The sequence below is a fragment of the Kocuria sp. HSID17590 genome (genome assembly GCF_003989485.1).
GTDB lineage: Bacteria > Actinomycetota > Actinomycetes > Actinomycetales > Micrococcaceae > Kocuria > Kocuria salsicia.
Genome location: NZ_RBMB01000037.1, coordinates 1 through 24857, shown reverse-complemented (window position 1 = coordinate 24857; position 24857 = coordinate 1). Strand labels below are relative to the sequence as shown.

General features: G+C 71.3%; 27 protein-coding genes. 6 read left to right on the top strand and 21 right to left on the bottom strand.

Annotated features, from left to right (window positions below; all coding sequences use genetic code 11):
* From D8M39_RS12650 to D8M39_RS11055, 4 genes are all read left to right on the top strand, one after another.
* Positions 1–318: ACP S-malonyltransferase (locus tag D8M39_RS12650; RefSeq protein WP_148111765.1), on the top strand; the 318-nt coding region annotated here is incomplete at its 5' end.
* Between the two features lie 62 nt (positions 319–380).
* Positions 381–1448, top strand: a complete 1068-nt coding sequence (locus tag D8M39_RS11065) for a beta-ketoacyl-ACP synthase III (protein WP_055082134.1) — start codon at positions 381–383, stop codon at positions 1446–1448.
* A gap of 148 nt (positions 1449–1596) precedes the next feature.
* The gene (locus D8M39_RS11060) at positions 1597–1842 is read left to right on the top strand and encodes an acyl carrier protein (protein WP_055082136.1); all 246 of its coding nucleotides are present in this window, start codon (positions 1597–1599) and stop codon (positions 1840–1842) included.
* Between the two features lie 124 nt (positions 1843–1966).
* Positions 1967–3229: a beta-ketoacyl synthase gene (locus D8M39_RS11055; protein WP_055082138.1), complete on the top strand. Its 1263-nt coding sequence runs from the start codon at positions 1967–1969 to the stop codon at positions 3227–3229.
* 196 nt (positions 3230–3425) lie between these two features.
* Here the strand turns inward: D8M39_RS11055 and D8M39_RS11050 are convergent, their stop codons facing one another.
* The 20 genes from D8M39_RS11050 to ftsY all read right to left on the bottom strand — a co-directional run bounded on the left by D8M39_RS11050 (position 3426) and on the right by ftsY (position 21951).
* Positions 3426–3929 carry a DUF3145 domain-containing protein gene (locus D8M39_RS11050; protein ID WP_055082140.1) on the bottom strand — a complete coding sequence of 168 codons (504 nt, stop codon included), beginning with the start codon at positions 3927–3929 and terminating at the stop codon, positions 3426–3428.
* A 202-nt stretch (positions 3930–4131) separates the two neighbouring features.
* A complete protein-coding gene (locus D8M39_RS11045; protein ID WP_094394180.1) occupies positions 4132–5058 on the bottom strand; it encodes a tyrosine recombinase XerC in 927 nt (308 codons plus the stop codon).
* Positions 5059–5323: 265 nt separating this feature from the next.
* Positions 5324–6568, bottom strand: a complete 1245-nt coding sequence (gene dprA, locus D8M39_RS11040; protein ID WP_238694058.1) for a DNA-processing protein DprA — start codon at positions 6566–6568, stop codon at positions 5324–5326.
* Positions 6565–8175, bottom strand: coding sequence for a YifB family Mg chelatase-like AAA ATPase (locus tag D8M39_RS11035; RefSeq protein ID WP_238694057.1), 1611 nt, complete (start codon positions 8173–8175; stop codon positions 6565–6567). Before D8M39_RS11035 ends, dprA begins: the two co-directional genes overlap by 4 nt.
* 185 nt (positions 8176–8360) lie before the next feature.
* Entirely contained in the window at positions 8361–9572 is a 1212-nt protein-coding gene (locus D8M39_RS12700; RefSeq protein ID WP_126875010.1) for a hypothetical protein, read from the bottom strand.
* A 223-nt stretch (positions 9573–9795) separates the two neighbouring features.
* On the bottom strand, positions 9796–10326 hold the full coding sequence (locus D8M39_RS11025) for a YraN family protein (RefSeq protein ID WP_083482383.1): 531 nt from the start codon (positions 10324–10326) through the stop codon (positions 9796–9798).
* Between the two features lie 69 nt (positions 10327–10395).
* Positions 10396–11160, bottom strand: a complete 765-nt coding sequence (locus D8M39_RS11020; protein ID WP_232300243.1) for a ribonuclease HII — start codon at positions 11158–11160, stop codon at positions 10396–10398.
* A 14-nt stretch (positions 11161–11174) separates the two neighbouring features.
* Entirely contained in the window at positions 11175–11996 is an 822-nt protein-coding gene (lepB, locus tag D8M39_RS11015) for a signal peptidase I (protein ID WP_126875009.1), read from the bottom strand.
* A 133-nt stretch (positions 11997–12129) separates the two neighbouring features.
* Positions 12130–12819: a signal peptidase I gene (lepB, locus tag D8M39_RS11010; protein WP_055083642.1), complete on the bottom strand. Its 690-nt coding sequence runs from the start codon at positions 12817–12819 to the stop codon at positions 12130–12132.
* Positions 12820–12830: 11 nt separating this feature from the next.
* On the bottom strand, positions 12831–13184 hold the full coding sequence (rplS, locus tag D8M39_RS11005; protein WP_055083644.1) for a 50S ribosomal protein L19: 354 nt from the start codon (positions 13182–13184) through the stop codon (positions 12831–12833).
* Between the two features lie 177 nt (positions 13185–13361).
* Entirely contained in the window at positions 13362–14201 is an 840-nt protein-coding gene (gene trmD / locus D8M39_RS11000; RefSeq protein ID WP_174233431.1) for a tRNA (guanosine(37)-N1)-methyltransferase TrmD, read from the bottom strand.
* 3 nt (positions 14202–14204) lie between these two features.
* Positions 14205–14768 (bottom strand): ribosome maturation factor RimM, encoded by a 564-nt coding sequence (gene rimM / locus D8M39_RS10995; protein ID WP_055083647.1) that lies wholly within the window; start codon positions 14766–14768, stop codon positions 14205–14207.
* 192 nt (positions 14769–14960) lie between these two features.
* Complete coding sequence (locus D8M39_RS10990) at positions 14961–15203, bottom strand: RNA-binding protein (protein ID WP_126875008.1); 243 nt, start codon at positions 15201–15203, stop codon at positions 14961–14963.
* 2 nt (positions 15204–15205) lie between these two features.
* Positions 15206–15634, bottom strand: a complete 429-nt coding sequence (gene rpsP / locus D8M39_RS10985) for a 30S ribosomal protein S16 (RefSeq protein ID WP_126875007.1) — start codon at positions 15632–15634, stop codon at positions 15206–15208.
* 205 nt (positions 15635–15839) lie between these two features.
* Entirely contained in the window at positions 15840–16724 is an 885-nt protein-coding gene (locus tag D8M39_RS10980) for a hypothetical protein (RefSeq protein WP_126875006.1), read from the bottom strand.
* Complete coding sequence (locus D8M39_RS10975) at positions 16721–17212, bottom strand: NUDIX hydrolase (RefSeq protein WP_055083655.1); 492 nt, start codon at positions 17210–17212, stop codon at positions 16721–16723. Before D8M39_RS10975 ends, D8M39_RS10980 begins: the two co-directional genes overlap by 4 nt.
* Positions 17213–17225: 13 nt before the next feature.
* Positions 17226–18794 carry a signal recognition particle protein gene (gene ffh, locus D8M39_RS10970; protein ID WP_094394185.1) on the bottom strand — a complete coding sequence of 523 codons (1569 nt, stop codon included), beginning with the start codon at positions 18792–18794 and terminating at the stop codon, positions 17226–17228.
* A gap of 113 nt (positions 18795–18907) precedes the next feature.
* Positions 18908–19246 (bottom strand): P-II family nitrogen regulator, encoded by a 339-nt coding sequence (locus D8M39_RS10965; RefSeq protein ID WP_126875005.1) that lies wholly within the window; start codon positions 19244–19246, stop codon positions 18908–18910.
* Complete coding sequence (locus D8M39_RS10960; RefSeq protein WP_238694056.1) at positions 19243–20562, bottom strand: ammonium transporter; 1320 nt, start codon at positions 20560–20562, stop codon at positions 19243–19245. Before D8M39_RS10960 ends, D8M39_RS10965 begins: the two co-directional genes overlap by 4 nt.
* A gap of 270 nt (positions 20563–20832) precedes the next feature.
* Entirely contained in the window at positions 20833–21951 is a 1119-nt protein-coding gene (gene ftsY / locus D8M39_RS10955) for a signal recognition particle-docking protein FtsY (protein WP_126875003.1), read from the bottom strand.
* A gap of 31 nt (positions 21952–21982) precedes the next feature.
* On the opposite strand from ftsY, the gene D8M39_RS10950 reads away from it, so the two are divergent.
* Entirely contained in the window at positions 21983–23278 is a 1296-nt protein-coding gene (locus D8M39_RS10950; protein ID WP_371413783.1) for an MFS transporter, read from the top strand.
* Positions 23279–23285: 7 nt separating this feature from the next.
* Positions 23286–23420 (top strand): hypothetical protein, encoded by a 135-nt coding sequence (locus tag D8M39_RS13115; RefSeq protein WP_256385980.1) that lies wholly within the window; start codon positions 23286–23288, stop codon positions 23418–23420.
* A 335-nt stretch (positions 23421–23755) separates the two neighbouring features.
* Here the strand turns inward: D8M39_RS13115 and D8M39_RS10945 are convergent.
* Positions 23756–24857, bottom strand: a 1102-nt coding sequence (locus D8M39_RS10945; RefSeq protein ID WP_148111764.1) for an AAA family ATPase, incomplete at its 5' end; no start/stop codon positions are given.

The window sequence follows — 24857 nt, the reverse complement described above, 5'->3', positions numbered from 1 at the left end:
ATCCTGCTGGCTCCCCTGCGAGAGCTCGCGCCGCAGCTGAGCCCCCAGGATCCCCGCGTCACGCTGCTGAGCAACTACGACGGCGCCGCCGTGGCCAGCGGCACCGCGGTGCTGGACTCTCTCGTGGAGCAGGTGTGCCGCCCGGTGCGCTGGGACGCCTGCATGGAGTCGATGGCCGAGCTCGAGGTCTCGCAGATCGTGGAGCTGCCCCCGGCAGGCACCCTGGTGGGACTCGCCAAGCGCGGCCTCAAGGGCGTGCCCGCCACCGCCGTGAACACGCCCGAGGATCTCGAAACGGTGCGGGGTACCCTGGGCTGAGGCCTGTGCCCACCGCACACCCCACTCGCCGAGAACCGCACCTTGTAAGGAGTCGACCTCCCGTGGCGACCTTGAAACAGAACACCCCGAACGCCCACACCCGGATCCTGGGTATCGGCGCCTACCGCCCGTCCGAGATCGTCACGAACGAGGACGTCTGCCAGTGGATCGACTCCTCGGACGAGTGGATCGTCAAGCGCACCGGCATCCACACCCGCCACCGCGCACCGGCGGACGTGTCCGTGATCGACATGGCGGAGCACGCCGCCCGTGAGGCCATGGCCGCCGCAGGGATCACCGGCGAGCAGCTGGACACGGTCATCGTCTCCTCCGTGTCCTTCCCGTACCTCACGCCGTCGTGCGCCGCGCAGCTCGCGGACCGGCTGGACGCCACGCCCGCCGCGGCGTACGACATCTCCGCCGCGTGCGCCGGGTACTGCTACGGCGTGGCCCAGGCGGACGCCCTCGTGCGCTCCGGGGACTCGGACCACGTGCTGGTCATCGGCGTGGAGAAGCTCTCGGACGTCATCGACAACTCCGAGCGCTCCATCTCGTTCCTGCTGGGCGACGGCGCCGGTGCCGTGGTCATCGGCCCGTCCGACGTTCCCGGGATCAGCCCCTCCGTGTGGGGCTCGGACGGCTCCAAGTGGGATGCCATCCGCATGACGCACCCCCTCACCGACATCCGCACCGTGGAGCAGGGCGGGCAGCGCACCTTCTCCAAGGACCTCGTCGACCCGGAGACCGGGGAGATGCCCGAGGACGCCACCCTGTGGCCCACCCTGCGCCAGGACGGGCAGACGGTCTTCCGCTGGGCGTCGTGGGAGGGAGCCCGCGTGGCCAAGGAGGCGCTGGAGGCCTCCGGTCTGGAGCCCGAGGACCTCGCCGCGTTCGTGCCCCACCAGGCCAACATGCGCATCATCGACCAGATGGCCAAGGTGCTGAAGCTGCCCGAGTCCGTGATCGTGGCCCGGGACATCGCGGAGGCGGGCAACACCTCCGCCGCGTCCATTCCGCTGGCCACGCACCGCCTGCTCGCGGAGCACCCGGAGCTCTCCGGGAAGCCCTCGCTGCAGATCGGCTTCGGGGCCGGTCTCGTGTACGGAGCGCAAGTGGTCCTCCTGCCCTGATCCTCCCCCGTGTGTGTCGTAGGGTTAGACCGCACACCTCTTGTCCCGGAGCGTTCCGAGTGATCGGACGCCCCGCCCGGGGGTTCCTCCGAACCCCCGTGTGACTCAGTACGGTTGCGCACTGCGACCTCTAGGAAAGGAAGCCGATATGGCGAGCAAAGACGAAATCCTGGCCGGCCTGGCCGAAATCGTGAACGAGGAGACCGGACTCGAGACCGAGGCCGTGCAGCTCGAGAAGTCCTTCACCGAGGACCTCGACATCGACTCCATCTCGATGATGACCATCGTGGTCAACGCCGAGGAGAAGTTCGACGTGACCATCCCCGACGAAGAGGTCAAGAACCTCAAGACCGTCGAGGACGCCGTCAACTTCATCGACAACGCCCAGGGCTGAGCCCACGGCGCGCGGTGGCGTGCCCCTTGTCACCACGAGGGGCACGCCACCTCCGTCCCACCAGGCGGCTGGTCGTCCCCGCCCCCTGGAACACCTGCGATTTCGGACACGAGGAAGTGCAAACATGTCCCGCAAAGTAGTGGTCACCGGTCTCGGCGCCATCACGCCGATCGGTGAGAACGTCCAGGAGACCTGGAAAAACGCTCTCAAGGGTGTCTCGGGCGTCCACGCCCTGACCCAGGACTGGGTGGAGAAGTACGACCTGCCCGTGCGCATCGGCGCCATGTCCCCGAAACCTTCGGAGGACGTCGTCTCCCGCGTGCAGGCCAAGCGCCTGGACCCCTCGGGGCAGCTGTCCGTGGCGGCCGCGCGCGAGGCCTGGACCGACGCCGGGTTCTCCGGTGCGGACGCCGACACGAGCGACGAGCTGGACCCCACCCGCGTGGGCGTGGCCTTCGGCACCGGCATCGGCGGCGTGTGGACCCTGCTGGACGCGTGGGACACCCTCATCGAGAAGGGGCCGCGCCGCGTCAAGCCCATGACCGTGCCCATGCTCATGCCCAACGGCAACGCCTCGTCCGTGAGCATGGAGTTCAAGGCCCGCGCGTGCGCCATCACCCCCGTCTCCGCCTGCGCTTCCGGCACCGAGGCCTTCTTCCAGGGCCTGAACCTGATCCGCTCCGGCAAGGCGGACGTGGTCATCGTGGGCGGCGCCGAGAGCGCGATCCACCCCATGACGATCGCCGCGTTCAACTCCATGCAGGCGCTGTCCCGCCGCAACGACGACCCCGAGCACGCCTCACGGCCCTTCGACATCGACCGCGACGGCTTCGTGATGGGTGAGGGCGCCGGTGCCATCGTGCTCGAGTCCGAGGAGCACGCGCGCGGCCGCGGAGCGCGCATCTACGCCGAGCTCGCCGGTGCCGGTCTCAGCGCGGACGCCCACCACATCACGGCGCCGGCCACCGGCGACGAGGGCGGCCCCGCACGCGCCCTGCGCGAGGCCATGGTCTCCGGGCACATCGCCCCCGAGGACATCAAGCACGTCAACGCCCACGCCACCTCCACCCCGGTCGGCGACGTCCCCGAGGCCGGCGCACTGCGGGCGGCCTTTGGATCCGCCGTGGACGACATGGCCGTCTCGGCCACCAAGTCCATGACCGGTCATCTCTTGGGTGGCTCCGGGGCCGTGGAGGGTGTGCTGACCGTGCTCGCGCTCACCGAGCGCATGGCGCCGTGCACCATCAACCTGGACAACCAGGACCCGAAGATCGATCTCGACGTGGTGACCACGGCCCGTGAACTCCCCTCGGGGGACATGGTCGCGATCTCCAACTCGTTCGGCTTCGGCGGACACAACTCCGTGGCGGCCTTCCGCTCGCTCTGAGGCCGCGTTCTCCATAGGCGCCAAGCCGTCCTGAACGCAGAGAACCCCGGTCACCTTCCGCGGAAGGTGACCGGGGTTCTCTCACGCCCGTCGTGGGTCCCGGTTCTCGCCGCTCAGTCCCCGCAACGGAACGGGGACGGACGAGACTGGGCGGCCGCGCCGGGCGGCTCACAGAGGTTGCTGGCAGGTCTCGGACTCAGCCCACGCGGTGCAGCCAGCGCACCGGGGCTCCCTCTGCGGCGTGTCGGAAGGGCTCGAGCTCCTCGTCCCAGGCCTCCCCCAGCGCGAGGGAGAGTTCGGAGACGACGGCGGAGGGGTCCCCGCCGGCCGCCTCGAAGGCGTAGCGGATGCGGTCCTCGCTCACGCAGATGTTCCCCGCGGCGTCCGTGGTGGCGTGGAAGATGCCGAGGTCCGGGGTGAAGGACCACCGAGAGCCGTCGCTGCCCTGGCTCGGGTTCTCGGTCACCTCGAAGCGGATGCGGCCGAGGGTGCGCAGGGCCGAGGCGAGCAGCGCTCCGGTCCCGGCACGGCCGGACCACTCCAGCTCCGCGCGGACACAACCGGGCTCGGCGTTCTGAGGGGTCCACTCGAGATCCGTTCGGCCACGCGAAACGGATTCCAGGGCCCACTGGATGTGGGGGCACAGCGCCTGCGGCGCGGAGTGCACGTAGAGCACACCCCGCGTGGTGGGTGAAGACATAGCCTGTTCCTCCGTTGTGTAGGTACGTCTTCCCCAACGTCCTGCACGGAGGCCCCAGCCGTGTCACCCGGCGCCCATATCAAGTTTTCGGTTCAACCGGCTCGACCAGTGCGGATTCGAGGCCGCACGCGCGCCGCCGGTCGCTCTCATTGTCCAGCAGGGCCCACCGGCGGTCAACCCGAACGCGTTGCCGCGGCAGAAGTCAAGCCCGGGGGTGGGCCTGTGAGTAAGCACTCTTCAACCGCTCCACGGAGACGTGCGTGTAGATCTGCGTGGTGGCCACCGTGGAGTGCCCCAGGAGCTCCTGCACGGTGCGCAGGTCCGCTCCCCCGTCCAGCAGGTGTGTCGCCGCGCTGTGGCGCAGGCTATGGGGCCCCCGGGCACTCGTGTCCGGGACGCCGCGCAGCGCCTCGCCCACGACGCGCCGCGCCACCCGCGGATCGATCCGTGCGCCCCGGGCTCCCACGAACACGGCGTCACCCGCTGCGGGGCGGGCCAGCGCCCCGCGCCGGTGGAACCACACGGCGAGCGCCTCCCCCGCGGTGTCCCCGTAGGGGATCCTTCGCTGCTTGTCCCCCTTGCCCGTGACCGTGAGCACGTGGTTCACGGCGTCCACGTGGGACCTGTCCAGGCCCACGAGTTCGCTGATCCGGGCCCCGGTGGCGTACAGCAGCTCGAGCAGGGCCCAGTCGCGGGCGGCGCACGCGGCGGCCTGCTCGTCGTCGTGCTCCCCGAGTGCCGCATCCGCGAGGTTGTCCAGCATTGTGGCCAGCGCGGCGGCTCCAACCACGTCCGGGAGGTGCCGTGACGGTCGCGGTCCGCGCAGCCCGGCCGCGGGATCGTGCCGCAGCCCCTGAGTGTCGACGGCCCACCGGAAGAAGGTGTGCACGGCCGCGATGCCCCGGGAGACGGAGCTGCGCGCGAGCCCCCGCTGGTGGCGCTGAGCGAGCCAGCCCCGCAGCGCGTCGCGGTCCAGGAGGTCCATGGCGTCGATCCCCGTGTCCCGCATCCAGTTCGAGAGGTCCAGGACGTCGCTCGTGTACGAGCGCACGGTGTGCTCGCTGCGGGAGCACTCCAGCGCGAGGTGTGCCCGGAACTGCGGCAGGTACACCTCGAGCGGCCCGGGCACGGGGCTGTCACCCTGCGGTGAGGCAAACTCCCCCGGGTCCCCGGCCCGGCGCTCGTTCTCAGCTCGACTCGCGCCCGAAGCTCGGCTCGCTTCCAAAGCTCGGCTCGCTTCCAAAGCTCGGCTCCCTTCCGAAGCTCCACCCGCCTCCGCGGCTCGCCCGGTCGCGCCGTCGGCACCACGACGATCCGGTGGGGCTCCCGGCCCGCGCCGCTGCCCCGCGATCACCCCTGCCCGGTCGGCGGCCCGGGACGACGACGCGCGCTGCTCACGATCCGCCGCTGCGTCCTGTGCCCGTTCGTCCATGCGGCGAGCCTACCCGTCGCCACCCGAGCAGAGAGTCCGCGGCCAGCCCGAGTTCCCGCAGCTGCGCCAGACTCGTGAGCACCTCCCCCGGCCCGAGTCCGGAGACACGGCACAGCTGGGAGGGGTCCGCATCCGTGTGCAAGGGCAGGGCGTCGAAGACCCGCAGCTGCACGGGGTCCAGTCGGTCCTCGGGCCGCCGGTCCCGGCCCGCGCGCTGGCCGAGGACCTCCTCGGCCGCCGCGTTGCCGAGGGACCCCAGGAGTTCGAGCACCTCGCCGCCGGTGCTCACGAGCACCGCGTGGTCCTCCCGCACGAGCCGGTGGCATCCCGCGGATCCCCCGACGAGCACGTCCCCCGGCACGGCGGCAACCTCCCGGGAGAGACCTGCCGCGTGCCGAGCGGTGTTCAGGGCGCCGGAGCGCCACGCGGCCTCGGTGACGACCGTGGCGCGGGTGAGGGCCGCGATGATCCTGTTGCGCTGCAGGAACCGGTAGCGGGTGGGAGCGCACCCCAGGGGCACCTCGCTCAGGACCGCACCTCGCTGACAGATCCGGCTCAGGAGTTCGGCGTTTGCCACGGGGTAGAACCTGTCCACCCCGCAGGCCAGCACGGCCACGGTGGGTGCGTGCTCCGCCCCGGTTTCCAGGGCGGTCTGGTGGGCGACGGCGTCGATCCCGTAGGCACCGCCGGAAACCACGCACCAGCCCGCGTCGCACAACTCACCGGTGAGCATTCGCGTCACGGCGGAGCCATACGCGCTGGCGTTGCGCGAGCCCACTACGGCCACACTGCGCTCCAGACGGTGGAGGGCCTCGCGCTCGCCCCTGCCCCACAGCACGATCGGCTGCTGGATCCCCAGGTCTGCGAGCTGGGCCGGCCAGTTGGCATCCTCCGGGATCACCGTCCACGCGCCGATCTGCTCCGCGTGGCGCGCGTCCGTTTCGGGATCGGGCACCGGCAGCCGCGCACGCCACGCCGCGAAGCGGCGGGCGAGGTCGGGCGTCCTCGCACCGGGCAGCGCCTCCTGCGCGGCCTTCCGGTACACGGACGCGAGCGCAGGGCTGGGCGCCTCCAGCTCGCTGATGCTGCGCCACAGCACCTCGGGACCCAGGGCGTGCAGGAGGAGCAGACCGGCGACGTCGCTGGGCTCGATCACCCGCGCCAGGCGCACGCGGCAGGCCCGTACCGAGGCGGAGCCGGCGTTCACGCGGTCACCGTCGTCTTGAAGTAGAGGGCCAGCTGCACGTGCTCCGGGGTGGGGACGGTGCTCCCGGCCAGGTCCGCGAGCGTCCACGCCACGCGGAGGACCTTCACGAAGCCCCGGGCCGTGAGTGTCCTGCGCTCCATGGCGGCGCGCAGCGGCTCGACCGCACGCGTGCCCGGGGACAGCCGCCGGTGCAGCAGTGAACCGGGCACGGTGCTGTTGAGCCGGCAGCCCACGGCCGCGAGGCGTTCCGCCTGTGCCGCCCGGGCCGCCAGGACCCGTGCGGCGACCGTTGCGCTGTCCTCGGGCCTGGCGTCCCCCGTGGAGCTGAGTTCCCGGTACGTGACGGCCGGCACCCGCAGCTGCAGGTCCACCCGGTCCAGCAACGGCCCCGAGAGCTTGCCGAAGTAGCGCCGTCGCTGCACCGCACTGCACGTGCAGGTCTGCCCGGTTCCGCCGGCGTTGCCGCACGCGCAGGGGTTGGCGGCGAGCACGAGCTGGAACCGCGCGGGATAGTGCGCCACGGACTGCGCCCGGGCGATCGTCACGGTGCCCGACTCGAGGGGCTGCCGCAGCGCGTCGAGGACCCGCCGGTCGAACTCGGGCGCCTCGTCCAGGAACAGCACCCCGCGGTGGGCCAGGGAGATGGCCCCGGGACGCGGCATGCCGCTGCCGCCTCCGCACAGGGCCGGGAGCGTGATGCTGTGGTGGGGTGCCTGGAACGGCGGCCGCCGCACGAGGGCTGAGCACCCGTCGTCGCCGCGCAGGGAGTGGACGGAGGTGACCTCGAGGGAGTCCTCGTCCCCGAGGTCCGGCAGGATGCCCGGCAGCCGCTCGGCGAGCATCGTCTTGCCCGCACCCGGCGGACCGACCATCAGGAGGTGGTGCCCGCCCGCCGCCGCGATCTCCAGGGCCTGACGCCCCTCGACCTGCCCGACGACGTCCCTCAGGTCGCGGATCGGCTCCTCCCCGGATCCGTTCCCCGCGGCCGGGGTGCCCGGTGCCCGGGGCACCGTCGGGATCGCCACCCGCTGCAGCAGAGCGGGATCGGCCCCGTGTTCCACCAGCAGCTCCGCGAGGTGGTGCGCCGAACTCACAGAGGCGCCTGCCACCAGCTCCGCCTCGGCCCTGTTCTCCTCCGCGACCACCACGCGCGTGATCCCGGCCCGCACAGCGGCCAGGACCGCGGGCAGCACCCCACGCACGGGCCGCAGGGACCCGTCTAGACCCAGCTCCGCGTAGAACACGGTGTCGGGCGGTACGCGGACCACCCCCTGTGCGCTGAGCACCGCCATGACGACGGCCGCGTCGAAGTGCGATCCCCGCTTGGGCAGCGTGGCCGGCGAGAGGTTCACCGTGATCTTGCGCGGCGCCAGCGGCACCCCGGCATGTCGTGCCGCAGACCGGATGCGCTCCTTCGACTCGTTCACCGCCTGGTCCGGCAGCCCGATGATCGTGAACGCCGGGAGGGACTGACCGATGTCCACCTCCACGTCCACCACGTGGCCGTCCAGGCCCACGAGAGCCACGCTGCGGCTGCGTGCGAACCCGCTCACCTCCGCACCGCCGCTGCCGGCCGGGTTCCGTGCCATCACCCCTGAAGTCGTCATGTGCCCACCGTGCCCGCGGGACCTCCCCCGGAGCAGATGTCACGGGAGATGTGCAGGGCGCTCGCCGCGGGGTGGGGGCCGGGAGGGGGTGTGGGGGCGGGAGCCGGGGATTCACACGGCGGACAGGTCGCCGGAACGCCTGAAGGTCGCGCAGCGTCCGCCGCGCCGAGCAGCTCTGCCGACCTCTACCGGGATCCGCCGACGTCCACCACGCCACCCTCAGGGCCGGATGCGGCGAATTCTCCTGTCACGTCCGACGGATCGGCGGGGCGCGCGGCGCAGGAGACGATCTGGGCCCCCGTCGGCTCCGGCTCGGGCTGCTCCGGCACCGTCACCACGGGATCGGTGACCGCCGCATCCGTGGCAACTGGGGCAGGCGGCTCGGGGTCGAGCGCACCGGGGTCCGGGGGATCCGGCACGGTGGGCTGCGTGGGCTCCGGGTCCGGGACCACGGGTTGTGTCGGATCCGGACCGGGCACCACAGGGTTCGGATCGACGGGATTCGGGTCAACGGGATGCGGGTCAACAGGAACGACGGGATCGACGGGCGGCACCGGATCGACCGGGTCCACGGGCGGATTGACCGCGGACGGTTCGGAGGAGGGCGCCGGGTCCTTGGGGTCCTCCCCCGCTCCGGGATCCACGGGGAGCTCCGTGGAGTCGGGGGCGGGGACGTCGTCGGCCTCGTTGGCACCGTCGCCACGGGGAGAACCGCTGGTTCCCGGTGTGTCGGAGGACCCCTCCCCGCCCTCGGGATGGGCCTTCACCGGCGTGACCTCCCGGTCACCGATCTTGGGGATGAGCTCGAGACTGACGAAGCTGTCCGGGACCGCGGAGATGTCCCCCACGAGAAGGTTGGACCCCTGCTTCCCCACGGGCACGTCCTTGCCGACGGACCCGCCGGCCTTCCGCAGCCGCGCCCTGAGATCCTCGGCCGTCTCCTGGGACAGGGTCGACCCGTCGCGCGCGTGGTACTCCCCGTCGCGGACCCGGGGCATCCACTTCTCCACGGCGCGGGAGACGTGCTCGAGCTGGTAGGAGGCGCCGTCCTTGGCCCTGAGGATCAGACGGCTCACGGAGATCGGCGAGGACCCGCGGCCGTTGTCGATCTCCACCGTGGCGTACGTGGCGCGGGAGACCCTGGCCTCCTGACGCAGCCCGTCGATCTTCTGATCCGGGATGCCCGGAGCCGGCAGCGTGATCCGTACCCTCGCCCCGCCGGGAAGATTCGCTCTGAAGGTGCCCGGGTGCAGGCTGCCGTCCGCAGAAGCAGAGGCGGAGACCGTTGTGTCCGGTGCCTCGCTCGTCTCGTCCCCGCAGCCGACGACGCCCAGGGCGACGGCGGCGGTCAGCGCCGTGGCGGAGAGCGCGTGCGGAAGCCACGCCGCTGTCTTCATCTGCCCCTCCGATCACGCCCCCGTCGACCGGTGAGCGCCGGCCGTCCCGCGCGCTCCCCCGGCCGGTGAACGGCACGCGCGCGCAGGATCCCATGCTACGAGACGCGCGTGGCGAATGTGACGTGCATCGCCGTGGTCCCCTCGCCGGAATCTCGCGGCGTCGCGGAGAAGGGCCGGACGCACTCCCCTCCCGGAGCCGGGGCGACCCCCGGCGGGACCACAGTCATAGCCATCCGACCGACCCCACGTGCTCCACACGGGGTGAGCAACCGCGCGGCCAGTGAACGGCCACCACGTCCACGGACGGCACGGCCGCGGAGTTCTCCCGGGCCCACGCCCGCGCGAGGACGTGCAGCCTGCGGAGCTTGTCGGCGCCGACGGCCTCGGCGGGGTGGCCGAAGTCCCCACCGGAACGGGTCTTGACCTCGAAGACCGTCACACGGCCGTGCCGCTCGGCCACGATGTCCAGTTCCCCGCGCGGCGCCCCCGGTGCCCGGACGGGACGCCAGTTGCGGTGCAGCACCTCCCACCCCGAGCGCTGCAGCAGACCCGCGATGAGGTCCTCACCCGCGCGCCCCACACCGAGGTGAGGAGCCTCACGAGGACGGGGGGCCGCAGGAGCACGCGGGCCCTCCGCCGGATCGGTGGATGGGCTTTTCACGGGAACAATGGGCGAGCCGCCGGGAGGATTGGTGGGCACGTCAGTGGGCGGGTCGATCAGGGACGCTGCGGCGTGGGGGACGGTGGAGTTCATGCGCCCACTGTGAACCGTGCGCCCAAGCGCGGTCGTGCCCGGAGCGCAGGTGTGGAGCGCGAGTGCCCGTCAGATCCCCAGGTTCCAGCTCACCCGGTGGTGCGGCGTGCTGCCGTACCGGGTCAGCGCCTCCCGGTGTCCCGCGCTGCCGTAGCCCTTGTTACCGGCCCAGCCGTAGGCGGGGAACTGGGCGTCCAGCTCGGCCATGAGGGTGTCGCGCTCCACCTTGGCCACGATGGAGGCGGCCGCGACGCTCACGCACAGGGCGTCCGCCTTGACCAGCGTGCGCACCAGCGGAGGCAGCGCCACGGGGTCCTCGTCCTGGCCGAGCACGGGAGGAACGTCGAGCCAGTTGTACGACCCGTCGAGAATCAGCGCGTCCACGGGCACCCCGTTCTCCCGCACCGACGCGAGCGCGCGGAGCCCCGCCAAGCGCAGCGCGGCGTTGATGCCCACGGCGTCGATCTCCCGGGGCTCGGCGTGCCCCACCGCACTGGCCGCGGCCCACGCTGGGATGGTCGGTGCCAGTGCCGCGCGCCGCGCGGGGCTCAGCGCCTTGGAGTCGCGCACGCCCTCCCAGGGACGCGCTGCGGCAGTGGCCGCCGCCTCACCGGCAGGCGCGGCGTCGGCGGCGGGAGCGGCATCGTGGGTCGGAGCGATGTAGTCAGCCGGAGCGGCGTCGTCCCCGGAGCCCAGCCAGCGGGCCGTGTCCACGACCACGACGCCCACGCTCGCGGGCCCCGCCAGGGCGCCGCGCCCCACCTCGTCCATGCCCGCCACGTAGCGGGCACCCGCGAGTGCAAGGTCGCGCTCGACGTCGAGGGTCGGAGCCACGGCCTTCGCGGGACTCACTTGTCGGCCGCGGGAATGTCCTGGAACGTCCCCTCGGGGTTGTGCAGGAACTGGAAGCGGTCCAGCGGCCACGCGATCACGAACGCGGTTCCCACCACGTCCTCGCGCTCGACGAACTCGGTGCCGGTCTCGATGTGGTAGCGGGAGTCCGCGGAGGCGTTGCGGTGGTCGCCGAGCACGAAGAACTCGCCGTCCGGGACCGTGACGTCGAAGGGGATCTCGGAGGGCTGCGCCCCCGGGTACAGGTAGGGCTCGTCGAGGGCCTTGCCGTTGACGGTGATCTTCCCCGAGGCGTCGCAGCACGTCACGTGGTCACCGCCCACGCCGATCACGCGCTTCACGAGGGCCTGCTGGCTGCTGTCGGGCAGCAGCCCCACGAACTCCAGGGCACCGCGCACGGGGTTCGTCCCCGTCCTGGCGCTGGCCGGGAGCCAGCCCTGGGTGTCGTCGAAGACCACGACGTCCCCGCGCTCGATCTCCCCCATGCGCGCGTCCAGCACGTTGACGAAGATCCGGTCGTCCAGCTCGAGGGTCTGCTCCATGGACCCGGAGGGGATGAAGAAGCCGCGGATCAGGAACGTCTTGGCCACGAACGCGATCACGAGCGCCAGCACCACCACGATCAGGATCTCGCGCACCGCGCCCCACCCTGTGGTCGGCTTCTCGGAGCCACGACGACGACGCCGTGTCCTGCCGCCGCGGGCCCCGCCCGAGGCCGCGGCGTCGGGGGTCTCGGCCGCCCCAGCGGGGGTCCGCCCCCCGAGGTCCTCGCGGGGACGGGAGGTGCCCGGAACGTCCGGTTCTTGCTGCTCAGCCACTGCGCGTTCCTTCTCTGTGGTCGGACCTGCTGCTGCGGGCCACGGTAGCGGCCCGCCCTGGTGCCCGGCGGCAGTCACGCCCGCGGGCCGCGCCCACGGTGCCCCGCGGCGTCGTCGACGTCCGCCGGGTTCCTCACCCGTGCAGCGAGCGGGCGCGGTCCAGGGGCCACACCACGCGTTCGGCGGTGCCCACGATCCGCTCCGTGCGGATCAGGCCCCCGCCCGGGGCTCCCAGCAGGGAGCGCGAGTCCACGGACACGCGGCGGTGGTCGCCCATGAGCCAGACCCGCCCGTCGGGAACCTGCACGCTGAAGGTGATGTCGGAGGGTGCGTCCCCAGGATAGATGTAGTCCTCGTGCTGCTCCTGGCCGTTGACCGTGAGCAGCCCGTTCGCGCTGCAGCACGCCACGGTGTCGCCCGCCGTGGCCATGACGCGCTTGACGTAGGCGGTGTCCGAGCCCGTCAGACCGAGCCAGCGCCCGGTGGTGTGCAGGGCCTGGACGTACCACGGGTCCGAGGAGTGCAGGGGGTCCAGGGAGCCCCGGCCGTCGAAGACTACGAGATCCCCGCGTTCCACGGAGTCCCCCGCGACGAGCTTGTCCACGAGCACACGGTCCCCGCCCTCGAGCGTGGGCTCCATGGACCCGGAACCCACCCAGTACACGTCCGCCACGAAACCCCGCAGGACCGCGGTCAGCACGAGGGCGGTGAGCAGGGCGGCGGCCACCAAGCGCAGCCACCAGCGGCGCGTGGAAACAGGCCTGTTCACGGCGGAGGACCCGGCAGCTGCCGGGCCCTCCGCGTGTTCCGTGTGCTGTGGCACCCGGTTGAGTCCTACTTGCTCGGCTCGCGCTTCTCGCGGATGCGAGCAGCCTTGCCGTGGCGGTCGCGCATGTAGTACAGCTTCGCGCGGCGGACGTCGCCGCGGCTCACGAGCTCGATCTTGTCGATGATCGGGGAGTGCACCGGGAAGGTGCGCTCCACGCCCACGCCGAAGCTGACCTTGCGGACCGTGAAGGTCTCGCGCACGCCGGAGCCCTGACGGCCCAGGACGAAGCCCTTGAACACCTGGACACGGGAGCGGTTGCCCTCCACGATGTTCACGTGAACGTTCAGGGTGTCGCCCGGACGGAAGTCGGGGACGTCGTCGCGCAGCGACTTGGCATCAAGCTGGTCAAGAATGTTCATGTCATGACTCCTCGTGATCGCCGCAGGTCTCCCACGTGTGGTCTGCGCCCTGCCCCCGAGGGGTGGTCGCGCTGCTGAGATCCGGACCGGATCATGGAACGCCCGGTCCGCGCGGTGCGTCGTTGGTCGCTCTCCCCCCTGCGGCAGGGGCGTGCCCGACGCACACACAGCGTGCCATTATGCCACATCGGGGCCGTTGCGGGGCTTCTCGTGGGGCACCTCACGGCGCCAGCCCAGGCCATCGCCCCCGGGCTCCGGGTGGAAGCCGTGCTCGGCGAGCACCGCGAGGTCCGCGCGGTCCAGCGTGGCCGGGTCCAGTGCAAGCACCATGTCCGGACGACGTCGCGCGGTCCGGGCCAGCTGCTGGACCCGGCGCCACCGCGCGATCCGGCCGTGGTGCCCGGACAGCAGCGTCTCGGGAACCTCCCGCTCCCGCCACGCGGCGGGCTTCGTGTAGACGGGGTACTCCAGCAGCCCGCCGGTGTGGGACTCCTCCGCGAGGGACTCGGGATTGCCGATCACGCCGGGGATCAGACGGGTCACGGCCTCGGTCATGGCGAGCACCGCGACCTCTCCCCCGTTGAGCACGTAGTCGCCCAGGCTCAGGGGACGCACCCGCACCTCACGGCCGGCCCACTCCAGGAACCGCTCGTCGATGCCCTCGTAGCGGCCGCACGCGAAGACCAGGTGCTCCTCCGCGGCGAGCTCGTAGGCGATCTCCTGGGTGAAGACCTCGCCCGCAGGGGAGGGCACCACTAGGACGGGGCGCGACGCCGCGGCGTCGTCCTGCGCGCCCAGCACGGACTCGAGGGCCTGCGCCCACGGCTCCGGCTTCATGACCATGCCCGCTCCCCCGCCGTAGGGGGTGTCGTCCACGGTGCGGTGCCGGTCGGTCGCGAACGCGCGCGGGTCCGTGACGGTCAGCTGAAGCAGCCCGTCCGTCACGGCCTTGCCGATCAGCGAGAGCCGCAGCGGTTCGAGGTACTCCGGGAAGATGCTCAGGACGTCGATGCGCACGCTCTACTCCGACTCCCCCAGCTCGAGCAGACCCGGGGGCGGGGTCACGAGGACCACCCCGCGATCCAGGTCCACCTCGGGGACGATCTCCTCCACGAAGGGGATCAGCACGGGCTGACCGCCCCCCGCGCGGCTCACCTCGAGCAGGTCCTGGACCGCGCCCTGGATAAGTGCCTTCACCGTGCCGATGGCGGCCTCCCCCCGGGTGGTGTCCACCACGGTGAGGCCCAGCAGGTCGTCCTGGTGCCACTCGTCGTCGTCGAGGTCGAGGTCCGCGACCTCCGCGAAGAGCTCGAGCCCCCGCGCGGCCTCCGCGGCGTTGCGGTCCGAGATCTCCTCGAACTTCGCCACGAGCACGCTCTTGTTCCAGCGCGAACCCACCACTGTCACCTCGTCCAGGCGCAGCGGCTGCCGGGGCTCCTGCACGCCGCGGGGCGGCTTCCCCGCCTCGACGCTCAGCACCGACCCAGGGGCGAAGCGCGACTGCGGGTCGTCGGTGAACAGCTCCACCGTGACCTCGCCGCGCACTCCGTGCGGCTTGCCGATCCGGGCCACCCGAACGCTCATTGCAACTCCTCGTGGGATCTCGTGGTCTCTCGTGCTCGTTCGCGCCGCCCAGGTCACCTGTCGGCCCGGCGGTCGCGTCCCAGGGCGTCCCCGCCCGGGTTTCGTCGCCCCTGCGGCTGTGCCACGGGACGAACACGGCCCCCATTCCTCACCGAAGGAGGAACGGGGGCCGTGAACCAGTGCTGTGTCCGCTCAGCGACGACGGTCGGTGTCGACCACGTCCACGCGAACGCTCTCGCCGGAAGCCAGTCCCGAGACGACGGTACGCAGGGCCTTGGCCGTGCGTCCTGAGCGCCCGATCACGCGCCCGAGGTCGTCCGGGTGCACCCGGACCTCGAGGGTCTCACCGCGGCGGCCCTCTCGGGCGCGCACAGTAACGTCCTCGGGGGCATCCACGATGCCGCGGACCAGGTGCTCGAGGGCTTCGGCGAGCATGCTCACTCGGCCTTCTCGGCGTCGTCCTCTGCGGTGGCGGTCTCCTCGGCGGGAGCCTCCTCGGCCTTATCAGCCTTGGGCGTGATGGCCTCGGGGATGATCACGGAGCCGTTGTCCGGGGCCACGAACTCCTTCTTGGCCTCGGGCTGCTTCAGGGTGCCCTCGGCGCCCGGCTCACCCTTGAACTTCTGCCAGTCGCCGGTGATCTTCATGAGAGCCAGCACGGCCTCGGAGGGCTGCGCGCCCACACCGAGCCAGTACTGCACGCGATCGGACACCAGGTTGATGTACGAAGGGTTCTCGGTGGGCTGGTACACACCAACCTCTTCGATCACGCGACCGTCGCGCTTCTTGCGAGAGTCGACGACCACCACGCGGTAGCGGGGATCGCGGATCTTGCCCATACGCTTGAGACGAATCTTGACTGCCACTTGTGTGGTTACTCCTGTTTCGAATGGATCGGACACCGCACGCACCGGCCCGTGGGGCGGGTGGTCCGTGGGTTTCCTGTGGACACGAGATCACGCGCGGTGAGAGGGTCCGCACGGTTCGAGTACCCGACCATTGTGCCACAGGTGTCAAAATCACCCGGCACCCGCGGGCGTCGTGCCCTCGTTCTCCGGGCACGACGGCGCCTCAGCGGCGTTTGCGCGCCCGTACCGCCGCCCACAGGGCCGTCTGCACCGCGGCGTCCGAGAACATCAGGGCGGAGGCCGAGCCGAGCAGCTTCGCACCGCGCCCGCCGCGCGAGGCCAGCCCGGCCAGGCCCGCACCCAGGGCGATCTCCGCCCCTCCGACGGCGAGCAGCAGCGCAGGCCGGCGCACGTAGGCCCGCTGGATGCGCGCCAGCACGTCGTTGCCGCTGGGCTCCACGCTCGCGGCGTCCAGCAGGGACAGCCCTGTGGTCCGCGGTTCGTACTCGCCGACTCCCTCGAACTCGTGGAGCTCCCGCTGCTGCTCCACGATCTTCGCCGCCACCACGGGCAGACTGAGCAGCTGCAGCACGGACTCCAGCAGCAGAGCCGAGCTCGGGGTGCGGGCGTAGTTCTCCAGCCGCGCGGTGGCCGCCGGGTCCAGGTCGCACAGGGAGGCGATCGACTCCACGACCGCGGGAGACTCCACGGCCGATGGGGAGTCGACAACCGACGCGGCCCCGGGCACCGCCGACGTCTCGTCCCGCTCCTCGGGACCCCACCGCAGGGTGGTGGCCTCGGCGAGGTCCGCCAGCTGCTCGCGCCAGTCCGCGTGCGATTCCAGTGCCGTCACGGGCGGGCACACCCGCAGGGTGCGGCTCTCGCCGTCCGAGGTGAGCACCACCGAGACGCTGCCCGGGTCACCGGCAGCGGCGAGCGCCACGGGATCCACCCCCGGTGCGACGAGCACTGCTGACCAGCCCTCCTGGGTCACGGCGGTGAACGGGCTGCCCAGGGCCCCGGCGAGGAACGGCAGCTGGGGTGCGTCCGCGTGGAGCAGCGCCACGGTGCGCGTCTGCCGGGCCGTGGTGCGCGCGGTCTCGCTCATACCCCGCCACCGTTCACCACGCGCTCCACCACGCCCCCGGTCTCGAGGACTCCGAGCGCGTCGCGCAGGTGCTGCGCGAGGTTCGTCGGGAGCACGGTCTCCAGGTCCTCCGGCGCGACCCACCGGTAGGACAGCAGCTCCTCCTCCTGCACCGTGATGGGCGTGTCGGAGGGGATCTCGCCGCCGTCGTAGAGGAAGGAGACGGAGTCTCCCCACATGCCCATGGCCACGCCGTGGCTCACGGCCAGCAGCCGTCCCTCGGGAAGGTGCAGACCGACCTCCTCGACCACCTCGCGGAAGCACCCGGTGCGGGGGTCCTCCCCCTCCTCCACGGTGCCGCCGGGCAGGGTCCAGCCGTCCTTGTAATTGGGTTCCACCGTCAGCACGCGACCGTTCTCGTCACGGATCAGCGCGGCGGACGCGAGCCGCCGGGTGGGCAGCGTGGCGATGAACGCCCGCAGCTCGTCGTCGGGAAGGTACGAACCCATGACCGCCTACTTTCTACTTTCCGAGGAACTTCTCGAAGCCCTTGGGCAGGTTGAGGGACTCGGCGTCCAGCTCCTGCCCCTTCGCTCCGAAGGAGCTGCCGGTGACCGCGGGCTTCTGGCCCGAGGCCAGCGCGGCGTTCTCCTGCGCGCGCTTGGCCGGGTTGCCCGACTTGGACCCCTTCTTCTTGGTCTTGCCGCCCTTCTTGGCCGCGCCACCGCGACCCATTCCGGGGATGCCGCCGGGCATGCCGGGGACGCCCTGGCCCGAGGCGAGACGCTTCATCATCTTCTGGGCCTGGGCGAAGCGCTCCATGAGCTGGTTCACCTCCGAGACCGTGACACCGGAGCCGCGGGCGATGCGCGCCCTGCGGGAACCGTTGATGATCTTGGGGGCCACGCGCTCGTGCGGGGTCATGGAGCGCACGATGGCCTCCACCCGGTCGATCTCGCGCTCGTCGAAGTTCTCGAGCTGCTCCCGCATGCCGGCGGCGCCGGGCATCATGGAGAGCATCTTCTTCATGGAGCCCATCTTGCGCAGCTGCTGCATCTGCGCCAGGAAGTCCTCGAAGGTGAAGTCCTCCTGGTCGGTGAACTTCTTGGCCATGCGCTCGGCCTCGGCCTTGTCCCACTGCCGCTCGGCCTGCTCGATCAGGGTCATGACGTCGCCCATGTCCAGGATGCGCGAGGCCATGCGGTCCGGGTGGAACTGCTCGAAGTCCCCCACGCCCTCACCGGTGGACGCGAACATGATGGGCTTGCCGGTCACCGCGCGCACGGACAGCGCGGCACCGCCGCGGGCGTCGCCGTCGAGCTTGGAGAGCACCACGCCGGTGAAGTCCACGCCCTCGTCGAACGCCTTGGCGGTGTTCACCGCGTCCTGGCCGATCATGGCGTCGATGACGAACAGGACCTCGTCCGGGTCCACGGCGTCGCGGATGTCCCGCGCCTGGTTCATCAGGGCCTGGTCGATGCCCAGGCGTCCCGCGGTGTCCACGATCACGACGTCGTAGAGCTTGGAGCGGGCGAAGTCGACGCCGTCGCGGGCCACCTTCACGGGGTCGCCCGTGGGGTCGTCGAACTCCGAGGTGGCGCCGGGCTCCGGTGCGAACACGGGCACTCCGGCGCGCTGACCGACCACCTGCAGCTGGGTGACGGCGTTGGGCCGCTGCAGGTCGGAGGCCACGAGCACGGGCTTGTGGCCCTGGTCCGTGAGCCACTTGCCGAGCTTGCCGGCCAGGGTGGTCTTGCCCGCACCCTGCAGGCCCGCGAGCATGATGACCGTGGGCCCGGTCTTGGCGAGGTTGATCCGCCGGGTCTCGCCGCCGAGGACGTTCTGCAGCTCCTCGTTGACGATCTTCACGACCTGCTGGCCGGGGTTCAGCGCCTCCGAGACCTCCGCGCCGAGCGCGCGCTCCTTGACGATCGCCGTGAACTCCCGGACCACGGGCACGGCCACGTCCGCCTCGAGCAGGGCCCGGCGGATCTCCCGCACGGTGGCATCGACGTCGGCCTCCGAGAGCCGGCCCTTGCCGCGCAGGTTCTTGAAGGTCGCTGTGAGTCGATCGGACAGTGAATTGAACACGGGGTGGTCGCTGCTTTCGTCTGACAACGGATGAATTCAGTGTCCCAGGTTAGCAAGCGAAGCCCCGCCCGGTCGCCCGGACGGGGCCTGTGCCGAAGACGTCCCGCGCGACCTCAGAGCGCGACGTCACCCAGTTCGCCGGTGCTCACGCGCACGGTGTTCTCCACGGGAGTCACCCACACCTTGCCGTCCCCGGGTTCGCCCGTGCGTGCGGAGGTGACGATGACGTCCACGAGGTCCTGGACCTCGCCGTCCTCCACGACCGTCTCGATGCGCACCTTCTCGAGGAGGTCCACCGTGTACTCGGCACCGCGGTAGACCTCGCGGTGCCCGCGCTGGCGGCCGTAGCCGTGGACGGTCAGCACGGTCATGCCCTGCACGCCGTAGCTCTCCAGGGCGTCTTTGACGTCACTGAACTTCTCGGGTCGCACCACTGCGGTGATCAGCTTCACTTGTTGTCTCCTTTGCTGGCGGCGGGCACGGGGGCTTCGGCGGTCCCGGGCAGGGGCCGCGCGGGGGCCTGCCCGGCGAAGTAGCCGGTGGCCTCGTCCTTCAGCGAGTACGCGGACTCCGCGTGCTGGGTGAGGTCCACGCCGATGACCTCGTCCCGGCGGGTGATCCGCAGCCCCATGGTGGCCTTCAGCACGAGCCCGATGACCAGCGTGAGGACGCCGGTGTAGAGCGTCACGAAGAGGGTCGCGGCGAGCTGGGTACCCAGCAGGCCCCAGCCACCACCGTAGAACACCCCGGCCCGGCCCTCGGAGGGGATCGCCAGGAAGCCCAGCGCCACGGTGCCGACGATGCCGGAGACCAGGTGCACGCCGCACACGTCCAGCGAGTCGTCCAGGTGGATCCGGTACTTCAGGCCCACGGCGATCGCGGAGCACGCACCGGCCACGGCAGACAGCAGGATCGCGCCGAGCGGGGTCACGTTGGCGCACGCCGGCGTGATGGCCACGAGCCCGGCGACGACGCCCGACGCCGCACCCAGCGACGTCGCGTGCCCGTCCCGGATGCGCTCGGTGAGCAGCCAGGCGAGCATGGCAGCGGCCGGGGCCACGAGCGTGTTGGTCCAGATCAGGGCGGCCTGCTCCACGGTGGTGGCCGCGCCGGCGTTGAAGCCGAACCAGCCGAACCACAGGATGGCCGAGCCGAGCATCACGAGGGGCAGGTTGTGGGGGCGCTGGCCCGAATCGCGGCCGAAGCCGCGGCGGGCGCCGATGAGCAGGATGAGCACCAGAGCCGCGATGCCCGCGTTGATGTGCACGGCGAGCCCGCCGGCGAAGTCGATCGGCTCGCCAAAGATCCGGCCCAGGGCGCCGTCCTCGGAGAACAGCCCGTCACCCCACACCATGTACGCGAGAGGGAAGTAGACCAGGGTGACCCACACGAGCGTGAAGACCACCCATGTGCCGAACCGGGTGCGGTCCGCGATCGCGCCGGAGATCAGGGCCACGGTGATGATCGCGAATGTCACGGACAAGTCTGAGGACAGCAGGTCCTCGGTGCCCATCAGGCCGTGCAGACCGAAGTGCGCGAACGGATCCGCGGTGAGGCCGCCCAGCACCGGGTCCCCGGCGAGCATGGAACCGCCCCACAGCACCCACACGACGCCCACCACGCCGAGCGCGGCGAAGCTCATCATCATCATGTTCAGCACACCCTTGGCGCGGGTCATGCCTCCGTAGAACAGTGCGAGTCCGGGGGTCATGAAGAACACCAACCCCGCGGCCACCACGGTCCACACGTGTCCGGCGGTCAACTCCACCCGGATCACCTCGTCCCTGTTTCGTGTCGGCACAGCCTTTGCGCCTCTTGCGCACAGTCAACGGGGCGGGTGTTACCGCGACGGCGCGGGTTCGTGACGCCGGTGTTTCACGTCACGTCCGCGTGTGACGATCGTGTTAACTCCTCAGGTGCCGGTGTTGATGCCGGTTCCAGTCCGGGGCAGGGGCCAGGGCGAGTGCCGGTGCCCCGACGACGACGCCCGCTCCCACGAAGGGGGCGGGCGCCGTCGGCATCGCGCGGGGAAGCAGGCTCAGTCGATGATTGCGTCCACGAACTGCTCGGCGTTGAAGGGGGCGAGGTCGTCCGGGCCCTCGCCGAGACCGATCAGCTTGACGGGCACGCCCAGCCCGCGCTGGATGGCGACCACGATGCCGCCCTTGGCGGTGCCGTCCAGCTTGGTGAGCACGATGCCGGTGATGTCCACGGCCTCGGCGAAGACCTTGGCCTGGGCCATGCCGTTCTGCCCGGTGGTCGCGTCGATCACGAGCAGCACCTCGTCCACCTCGGCTGCCTTCTCGATCACGCGCTTGACCTTGCCGAGCTGGTCCATCAGACCGGCCTTGTTCTGCAGCCGGCCAGCGGTGTCCACGAGGACCACGTCCGCCTCCTGGTCGATGCCGGCCTTCACTGCGTCGTAGGCCACGGAGGCGGGGTCCGCGCCCTCCTGCTCGGAGCGCACCGTGGGCACGCCCACGCGGGCTCCCCAGGTCTCGAGCTGGTCAGCGGCGGCCGCGCGGAACGTGTCTGCCGCGCCGAGCAGGACGTCCTTGTCCTCGGCCACGAGCACGCGCGCGAGTTTGCCCACCGTGGTGGTCTTGCCCACGCCGTTGACACCCACCACGAGCACCACGGCGGGCTTGCCGGGCACCGCCTCGGTGCGAACGGAGCGGTCCAGCGTGGGATCCACGAGGGCGAGCATCTCCTCGCGCAGCAGCGCCTTCAGCTCCCCCGGGTCCTTGGTGCCCGTGACGCGCACACGCTTCTTCAGGTTCTCCACGAGCTCCACGGAGGCGTCCGTGCCGAGGTCCGCCATGAGCAGCGTGTCCTCGATCTCGTCCCACGTGTCCTGGTCGATCCGCTCGCGCGAGAGCAGCTTGAGAAGGCCCTTGCCGAGCACCGTGTTGGACTTCGCCAGGCGGCCGCGAAGCCGCTCCAGGCGGCCGCGGGCGGACTCGGGGCGCTCCAGAGTGGCGACGGGGCTGTCCTCGACCACGCCCGCGTCAGTGATGTCCGGGACGTCGTCCACGTCCCGCGTGCCCGGGTACCCACCCTTCGGGGCCTTGGGCTTGCGCAGCAGCAGCACGCCGAACACCACGAGCAGCACCACCGCCGCGGCGGCTATCACGATCCACATCAGTTCAGGAGTCATCACCCGTCTAATCTCCCATAAACTGCCAGGCGTGTCCCACCTCGAACCCCGCGATCCCGCCGAGCCCCGCATCCCGACAGACCCCGACGAGCCCCCCGTCGAGACCGTCCCGGACGCCGTGCCGTCTGCCTCCCGGGAGAAGGTCCCCGAACCCATCAAGGTGCTGATCGCCGCGGCGTTCGTGATCGCACTCGGCTACGGGATCGTGGCCCCGGTGCTGCCCCAGTTCGCGTCGAGCTTCGGTGTGGGGGTGGCCGCGGCCTCCGCGGTGATCAGCGCGTTCGCCCTGTGCCGGCTGGTCTTCGCCCCCGTGAGCGGCACGGTGGTCAACAGGCTCGGCGAGCGCCCCACCTACCTGATCGGTCTGATCGTGGTGGCGCTGTCCTCCGCGGCCACCGCGTTCGCGCAGACCTACTGGCAGCTGCTGGTCTTCCGCGGCCTGGGCGGGATCGGCTCCACCATGTTCACGGTCTCCGCGATGGGGCTGATCGTCCGGCTCTCCCCGCGGACCATGCGCGGGCGGGTCTCCGGCTACTACGCGACGGCGTTCCTGCTGGGCGGCATCCTGGGCCCCGTGCTCGGCGGCGCGCTGGCCGGGCTGGGGATGCACGCGCCGTTCCTGATCTACGCCGCGGCACTGTTCGTGGCCGTGCTCGTGGTGTGGCTGCGGCTCAAGGACGAGACGCTCGGGGCCAGGCGAGGCGCGGCCACCCAGCCGGTCATGCGGGTCCGGGACGCACTCGACGCCGGGGCGTACCGTGCCGCGCTCGCCTCCAGCTTCTCCACGGGGTGGACCGCGATGGGCGTGCGCGTGGCTCTCGTTCCGCTGCTGGCCACGCAGATCGTGGGCGAGGGCCCCGCCGTCGCCGGGCTGGCACTGGCCCTGTTCGCGGTGGGCAACGCGTGCGCGCTGACGGTGACCGGCAGGCTCACGGACCGGTGGGGGCGCAAACCCCTGGTTCTCACGGGACTCGTGGTGTGCGGCGTGGCAACCATCGGGGTGGGACTCAGCTCCACCGTGGTGGCCTTCGCCGTGCTCTCACTGCTCGCGGGCGTGGGATCCGGCACGCTGAACCCCGGCCAGCAGGCGGCCGTGGCCGACGTGATCGGTCCGGACCGTGCCGGCGGCAAGGTGCTGTCCCGCTACCAGATGTGCGCGGACGCCGGGCAGATCGCCGGGCCGATCATCGCCGGAGCACTCGCGGACGCCGCCGGCTTCGGGTGGGCGTTCGGGGTCTCCGGGGCCCTCATGCTGATCGCCGCCCTCGCGTGGTTGCCGGTGCGGGAGACGGCGCCGGACGCGACACGGACGGAGACGAAGGAGTGAGGGCACGATGAGGACGAAGCGTTCGTCGTCGAGCACCACGAGCTACAACGTGCTCGGCTTCTTCCTCGGTTATGTGCTTCGCGGCGTCCTGGGACAGCTCCTGTTCCAGAGTCTGGGGCTGGCCTTCTCACGGAGCTGCTGACCGGGGCGGTCGTCGTGCTGCTGTTCATGGTGGCGCTGCGCTGCGTCATCCTCCCGTGGCTCGGTCGCAAACCCTCCCGGTACCCTCCACGCGCAGTGACAAGTGGTCGTCCACGGCTGACTCCGCTTCTGTCCCGACGGCGATCGAGAAGGCCCTGCACGAGCACGATCCCCGTGTGCGAGCACGGAAGGATGACACGGGCACTGAGCTTCACGCGGCCATTGGTGCTGACGCCGCCGTCCGTATCAGGGGCTCGGGATCACAGGAGGACTCGCCCGCCGGAGGCCGACACGGGCCGGCAGCGCGACCGTGCGTCGCCGTCAGCGGTTTTCTGACTACCGCAGCTGCGACAGCTGCTGCCCCACCACCAGGCTCACGCCGTCGCCCCGCATGGACACCCCGTAGAGGGCGTCCGCAATCTCCATGGTGCGCTTCTGGTGGGTCACGATGATCAGCTGCGAGCTCTCCTTGAGCTGCTCGAAGATGGTGAGCAACCGGCCCAGGTTGCGGTCGTCCAGGGCGGCCTCGACCTCGTCCATCACGTAGAACGGGGACGGGCGGGCCTTGAAGATGGCCACCAGCAGGGCGATCGCGGTCAGGGAGCGCTCACCGCCGGAGAGCAGCGAGAGCCGCTTGATCTTCTTGCCGGCGGGTCGGGCCTCGACCTCCACGCCGGAGTTGAGCATGTCGTCCGGATCCGTGAGCCGCAGCCGCCCCTCGCCGCCCGGGAACAGGGTGGCGAACACGGAGACGAACTGCTCGGCGGTGTCCCGGTAGGCCTGCGTGAAGACCTCCTCCACGTGCCGGTCCACGTCCCGGATGATGTTGCGCAGGTCCGTGCGGGAGTTCTTGACGTCCTCCAGCTGGGTGACCAGGAACGTGTGCCGCTCCTCCAGCGCCGCGAACTCCTCGAGCGCGAGCGGGTTGACCTTGCCGAGCGCCTTGAGCTGCTTCTGCGCGCGCTGCAGCCGGGCCTCCTGCTCCTCCCGGCGAAACGGCGCGCCGGGGTCGGTCATCTTCGGCAGCTCGAGCTGTCGCGGAGTGTCCTCCTCCTCGGCCCGCTGTGCCTCCTCCAGGACCGCGTCCGCATCCGGCACCGGCAGGTGCGGCCCGTAGTGGTCCACCAGGAAGTCCGGGGTCAGCCCCAGCTCCTCGAGCGCGGTGGTCTCCAGTCCCTCGAGCCGAGCGCGCCGCTGCGCCAGGTCCAGCTCCGCGCGGTGCAGCTTCTCCGTGATCTGGGCCAGGTCCTTCGTGACCTCGTCGCGTTCCGCTCGCAGCCGCTGGGCGGCCTCGTCGAGTCCGGCGCGCCGGGTCTCGATCTCGTCCCGCTCGGCGGCGGCCTCACGGGTCGCCTCCTCCGCTCGCGCCCGCAGGTGCTCCGCGGCGGTGGCGACGGCGAGCGCGACCCGGGCCTGCACCCGGCGACGTTCCGCGCGG